The following is a 6,039-nucleotide window of genomic DNA, read 5'->3' as shown; positions in this document are numbered from 1 at the left end:
GCTTTCTAATTTAGCAAGCTTTTCGGCGTTGGCTTGTTCTAATAGGCTTAAATTTTTAGCTTCTTGTGTGGTTTCGTTTAAATTTTCGCTTGTTTTTAGTAAATCCTCTTGATCTGTTAGGGGTTTTGGTGTATTATTCTCTCCGTAGACCACTACATCGCTTAATGCGTTGTCGCTCTTGGCGGTTCTGTTCGGCTGAATAAAAGAGTGGATAATGTCAGCATCTCTTACATGACTTCTCATATACCTTTCATTCAATTTTGGTATAAAAGTCCTTAAAATCGTATCATTATCTTGTGTGATTAGCATATATAGGCGTGTTTTGTTTTCATCTTTAAACGCTTTGATATATTCTTTTTTAACTATAACGCCATCTTTATCTTTAATGAAAATTTCAATGTGAGGCTCTCTAAGAATGGGTTCTATTAAGCTAAGAAATTTTAATCTATCTTGTGAGTTATCTCTTGTTTCTAAATGTTCTAAAAATCTGTCTTTGTTTTCCACGCTCTCTAAACTTTGCTTAAATTCTTCAATACTCATGCCTTTAGGTAATGGTGTAGCGTTATCTTTTAGATTTTGGTTTAAATCTTTAAAAAACGCTTCTTTATCTTCTATCACTTCAAAAGGGCGCTTATCTTGATCTCTTATGCTTTTAACTAAATTGCTCGTTTTAGTCGCTTTCTCTTTGATTTCTTCGCTGGCTTGTTTAACGCCGTTGTTAAGCTCTTCAATGATTTTAAGCGTGTTGTTTGAAAATTTAGCGTTTTGCGCGCTTAGTTCTAAATTCTTACTAAAATCGCTTATGGTGTGGCTTCGTTCAAGCGCTCTTTTAATGTGATACTTTAAGGCCGCTCCTGCGGTGGCTTCGTTTAGCGCTTTAGGTAGTTTAATACCTAAAATGCGATCGGGCGCGTTTCTATAAAGCGTTCCTAAAGTGAATTTAGTCCATTGGTATTTTAACGCTCCGCTTAGAGTGGTCGCTAAACCTTGGCTTAAGTTTTTAGTAATGACCGGATTTAGGCTTTCTTGCGATCTTAGTGTCGTTCTTGAAAAGTTTGTGAAACCCAATCGCTATTGTTTGGAGTTTGTAAATTTAGGGGCTTGTTAAGATAAGGGGAATATTTAGGCGAGACAAACAAAGCAAAGTTATAGCAAGCAATGTTTTTTGGCTAAAGTTTTTAATATGAAGCCACTTAGCCATGAAAAACGCAATATCTTTAATCTATCGCTTCAAATCAATTGTTCAAAAAACACGCTACCTAACATAAAACAAAAAATCCTTGAATCAAGCCCAAGTTTGAGAATTATCGGCTTGAAGTGTTCTTTTTCTTACAATTTTTATCAATGTCAAAATCACACGCTTTTTGCATGTATTCTTCAGCCTTTTTCTTATCTTTTTCCACGCCTAACCCATACTGATAAGACTCTGCTAACCCTTCATAAGCTCTAGAAGAACTCATATCAGCCGCCATTTTATAATAGACAATAGCCTTATCTTTGTCTGGCTCAATACCCAATTGATCATTCCCACTATAATAAATATCCCCTAAAAGGATATAAGCTTCTACATTACCCTTATGCATCGCTTTTCTAAAGCACTCTGTCGCTTTCACATAGTTGCTTGGAACTCCCCTACCCTCCATATACATGATGCCTAAGTTTATATAGGCGTTAGTATAGCCTTTCTCTGTAGCTATTCTAAAATACTCCACGGCTTTCTTTTCATCTTTAGGAACGCCCCTACCCTCTTTATACATCACACCTAAATTGTTATACCCTCTAGGTATGTCGTTATCAACCGCTTTTTGAAAATATTCAGCCGCCTTCTTGTAATCTTTAGGCACACCCCTACCATTTTCATACATGATCCCTAAAAGAACATAAGCAAGCGGCTCGCCATTTTTAATCGCGCTCTTATAAAAAGAAGCCGCTCGCTCGTATTCCTTATTATTATAGGCTTCTTCCCCTTTATAGATATAATTCCTTTTTTGTTCAAGGTGTTCTGCACCAAGAGTGCTAAATAAACATAAACTTGCCAAACAAATCTTCAAGGCTAATTTGCTTGCGTATCCCATTGTTGCTCCTCTGCTTTAATAAGATCAAACATAATGTCAATGGCTACCAATCTTAAAAAAGAAACTGCATGCGTTCTAAAACTAGCAAACATTCTCAAACTCCATTCTGCATACACCATTTTAGACCTAATATCATCTCTTGTAATGAGAAATTTTACACTATTTTTATGAATTTTAAAACTAAATTTAAGATTTTCTCGCTAAAAGCCCCCCTCCCAAAAAAATAAGGCTAAATAGAATTAAAATTCTTTCCTTGGATCCGTTGATCCATAGAAAACGCTCCCCTTAGTTTTAGGTAAAACTTGGATCGCATTCACATCGCCCATGACCGGCTTAGTAACGATTTGATAGCCCATTTTAGTGAGGTTGTCTTTCACATCAGCGGGCATGCCAAACTTTTCAATCCTTAATTCATCAGGGAGCCATTGCATGTGGAATCTGGGGGCTGAGACCGCTTCAGAAATATTCATATTATAATCAATGACATTGGAAATCACTTGCAACACCGTCGTGATAATCCTAGACCCTCCAGGGCTTCCCACCACCAAAAAAACCTTATTGTTTTTCAACACGATCGTAGGCGACATGGAGCTTAAAGGGCGCTTATTGGCTTCAATCGCATTCGCATCGCCCCCTACTAAACCATAGAGATTAGGGTTTCCTGGTTTTATGGAAAAATCATCCATTTCATTGTTCAATAAAAATCCTGCCCCATCAATACTAGCAGCACTTCCATAAGAAGCGTTAATGGTGTAAGTAACGCTGACTGCATTCCCCCACCTGTCCGCTACAGAATAATGCGTGGTGTTGCTCCCCTCATGCAACTGCCCCATTCCTGGTTTGATTTGAGAGCTTGGCGTAACCGTATCTGGCTGGATAGTGTCAAAAATCTTTTTGGCATACGCTTTATTAATCAATTTATCCACCGGCACCGAAACAAAATCAGCATCTCCCATATAAACCGATCTGTCCGCATAAGCCTGACGCATCGCTTCGGCAGCGATATGGATATTCTTAGAAGCCCCATACCCAAGGGCGCTTAAATCCGCATTCTCCATGACATTTAAAATCTGAATCAAATGCGTACCTCCCGAACTTGGTGGCGACATAGAAATGATCTTATACCCACGATAACTCCCTACCACGGGTTTGCGCCATTTCACATTGTAACTGGCTAAATCTTCTTTAGTGATAATCCCTCCATTTTTTTTCATGTCTTTCTCAATAAGATCAGCGACTTGCCCTTGATAAAAGCCTTTAGTGCCTAGCGTTTTGATTTGATTCAAAGTCTTGGCTAAATCTTTTTGGACAAACAAATCCCCTTCTTGATAATCAAGATGCCCTTTTTTAAAAAAATACTTTTTGCTAGAACTGTATTTTAAAAACCGCTCTCTCGCTTCTTTTAGGGTTTCTGCTTGTCTTTGTGAAATCACATAACCATTTTCAGCCAATTTAATGGCAGGATCAATGAGTTGCGATAGTTTTTTTGTGCCGTATTTTTTCAACATCGCTTCCATGCCCGCCACCGTTCCAGGAACCCCAGCCGCCAAATAGCCATCTTCACTGAGTTTAGGGACTACATTGCCTTGCTTGTCTAAAAACATGTTCTTAGTGGCTTTTAAGGGGGCTTTTTCTCTAAAATCTAAGGCAACATTTTCGCCATTAGCCAAATGGATAACCGCAAAACCCCCACCACCAATATTGCCTGCTGCCGGATGGACGACCGCTAGAGCAAATCCTATCGCTACCGCCGCATCAATCGCATTACCCCCATCTTCTAAAACCTTTTGCCCAATTTCAGTGGCTAGCGGGTGGCTAGAAAGGGCTAACCCCACTTTAGTGTTTTTAATGGGCGGATAACTCGCTGCACTCAAAGGGCTTAACAAACCCAAAGAGAGCGCTATCACACCCAAGCCAATCGTTTTCAAAAAACTCCGTCTCATCTGTTTTCCTTTCAATCAACAATAATCGTTATTATAGCATAAGCTTTACAAAGCACTCTCTCGCTTATAACTTACATAATACTATTAATTGTTTGAGTGTTGGTTATAAAAAAGGCTCAAAAATGAGTTTTAAAATAAATAGAGTTTAAAAAATGAGTTAAATAAGGCTTATTTGATAAAAACGCTATGGGTAGAAAACTTATTGTTTAATCCCCAATAAAGTGTCTATCATCCGATCAATGGCGGTAATGACCTTAGCGTTAGCGGCATAACCGCTTTGAAACTTGATCAAATTCACCATTTCTTCATCCACGCTCACTTGTGAAATAGAGAGTTGCTCTTTTTTAATGGTCTCTAACATGCTCTTTTTAGTGTCTAAAATACGCCCTGATTTTTCAGCGTCCGTGTTGATTTTACCGGTTAAAAATTGATAAAACTCGCTGATTTTCATTGGTTTAATGTCAAACTTGTCGTTATAAAAATCCACGCTGTCGTATTGCAATTGTTGCATCATGTTCGCCACATCAAAATTCCCGTTAATGGGGGCAAGCCATGGGCGGATAGTGGTAGGCTCTTTTTTGTATTCTTTATTCAAGCTGATATTAGAAGCGTCATCGCCTTGAAAAAAAGGGTTGAGCTTTAACGCTCCCATAAAATTCGTGCCGTTATCTTTCATAGAGACAAACAACCCTTGCGAAGCGTTTTTAGGCTGGATAACAAACTTTTTAGTCTCATTGTTAAAGCTCGCTGTGAAATAATCATCAAAATCGTTTTCGGTGTTATTGTCTTGATTGTCATCGGTGTTAGCGTTAATGGCTTGGATAATATCGTTCATGGTTGTAATGGGCGTGATAGCAATGGTTTTTCTGGCGATTTCTTTACCATCGGTGTTGTAAGCGATTAAGTCAAACGAGCCGTTTTTGATATTGTAGTTAGTGTCTTTAAAGGCTTCATCGCTGTTAAACTCCACAGGCTCACCCTCAATATGATGACTCGCGCTTTGAGCGTAAATCGCATTAGTGGATTCTATCAAGCCCCTAGCAAAAGAATCCAACAAATCAATATAATCTTGCAATTTGCCCTTCAAAGTCCCGTTAGAGCCGTCATTATACACATCCAATAACGCCCCCACTTTTCCCTGATTGAGCTTGTCGGTAATATTAGTGAGCTTAAAATCATCGCTTTGAAAATAAACCTGGTTCAAACCCCCTTTATTTTCGGACTCTTTAACCGCTAAAGGGTGGAAAATAGAGCCATCAATGATATTGAACCCATGCCCGATATTAAGGTTATAGCTCTCATCAAAATCCGCTGAGTCTTTATCTATGAGCGAATTAGTTTTAATACTGCTTTTAAAAACATTCCCCCCTAAAAGCTCTCGCAAATGGAATTCCAACTCATCTCGCTTATCCCTTAATTCATTCGCATGCTTTAAACTCTTGTTGTTTTCCACTTCTTTAATGCGTTTGTTGATTTGAGCGATTTGAGAACCCAAGCTATTGACTTCTTTAATCACGCTTTTTAATTCTTCACTCGCCTTGTGCTGTAAAGTCGTTAATCTTTCTCTGGTGTCTTTAATGTTGTGCGTTAAAGCTTCTGTTTTTTGAGCGAGAGCCTGTTTTTGAGCGGAGTCTTTGGCGTTTTTAGACAATTCTTTCCATGAGTTAAAATAATCTTGCAAATCCGTAAAAAGGCTCGCTTCATCAATGTCCGGAAAATACGCGCTCGCTTCTTTCAAGTGCGAAAACTCTGTATCGTAATAAGTGTTTTCGTAATTAGCCTTCGTGTAACGAGAAAAAACAAACTCATCATGCACCCTTTCAATAGCTTCTACATCCACGCCCATATTCACGTTTTTAGTGCCATACATGTAAGCCGCTTGAGGCTTTGCAATCACGCGCTGGCGGCTATAAAATTCATCGCTAGCGTTAGAAATATTATTCCCCGTAACATCCACCATGCTCTGATGGGCTTGTAGGCCCGTGTAAGAAGTGTTGAGTGAAGATAAAATCCCGCCCATT

Annotated in this window: 4 protein-coding genes and 1 pseudogene; 1 reads left to right on the top strand and 4 read right to left on the bottom strand. The window is 38.8% G+C overall.

The window, feature by feature from the left end; all coding sequences use genetic code 11:
• Nucleotides 1-891 (bottom strand): DUF3519 domain-containing protein (locus KX581_RS07220; protein ID WP_231175980.1); only part of this gene is annotated, 891 nt, incomplete at its 3' end.
• On the opposite strand from KX581_RS07220, the pseudogene KX581_RS08370 reads away from it, so the two are divergent.
• Nucleotides 860-1,061 (top strand): annotated as a pseudogene (locus KX581_RS08370) (hypothetical protein). The gene KX581_RS07220 and the pseudogene KX581_RS08370 overlap by 32 nt on opposite strands.
• A gap of 243 nt (nt 1,062-1,304) precedes the next feature.
• Here KX581_RS08370 and KX581_RS07210 read toward each other — a convergent pair.
• From KX581_RS07210 to flgK, 3 genes are all read right to left on the bottom strand, one after another.
• Nucleotides 1,305-2,075, bottom strand: a complete 771-nt coding sequence (locus tag KX581_RS07210) for an HP1117 family Sel1-like repeat protein (protein WP_120962662.1) — start codon at nt 2,073-2,075, stop codon at nt 1,305-1,307.
• Between the two features lie 239 nt (nt 2,076-2,314).
• Entirely contained in the window at nt 2,315-4,018 is a 1,704-nt protein-coding gene (gene ggt / locus KX581_RS07205) for a gamma-glutamyltransferase (protein ID WP_231175979.1), read from the bottom strand.
• A 199-nt stretch (nt 4,019-4,217) separates the two neighbouring features.
• Nucleotides 4,218-6,038: a flagellar hook-associated protein FlgK gene (gene flgK / locus KX581_RS07200; RefSeq protein WP_231175978.1), complete on the bottom strand. Its 1,821-nt coding sequence runs from the start codon at nt 6,036-6,038 to the stop codon at nt 4,218-4,220.
• Between the last annotated feature and the right edge of the window lies 1 nt (nt 6,039).

This window comes from Helicobacter pylori, assembly GCF_021062735.1.
Lineage (GTDB): Bacteria > Campylobacterota > Campylobacteria > Campylobacterales > Helicobacteraceae > Helicobacter > Helicobacter pylori_DN.
The sequence above is the reverse complement of the archived record's forward strand: the minus strand, read 5'-3'. Positions and strand labels throughout refer to the sequence as shown.

Excerpts from the sequence above, each read along its gene's own strand:
- ggt (WP_231175979.1), bottom strand. The coding sequence starts at position 4,018 with ATGAGACGGAGTTTTTTGAAAACGATTGGCTTGGGTGTGATAGCGCTC.
- KX581_RS07210 (WP_120962662.1), bottom strand. The coding sequence starts at position 2,075 with ATGGGATACGCAAGCAAATTAGCCTTGAAGATTTGTTTGGCAAGTTTA.
- flgK (WP_231175978.1), bottom strand. The coding sequence starts at position 6,038 with ATGGGCGGGATTTTATCTTCACTCAACACTTCTTACACGGGCCTACAA.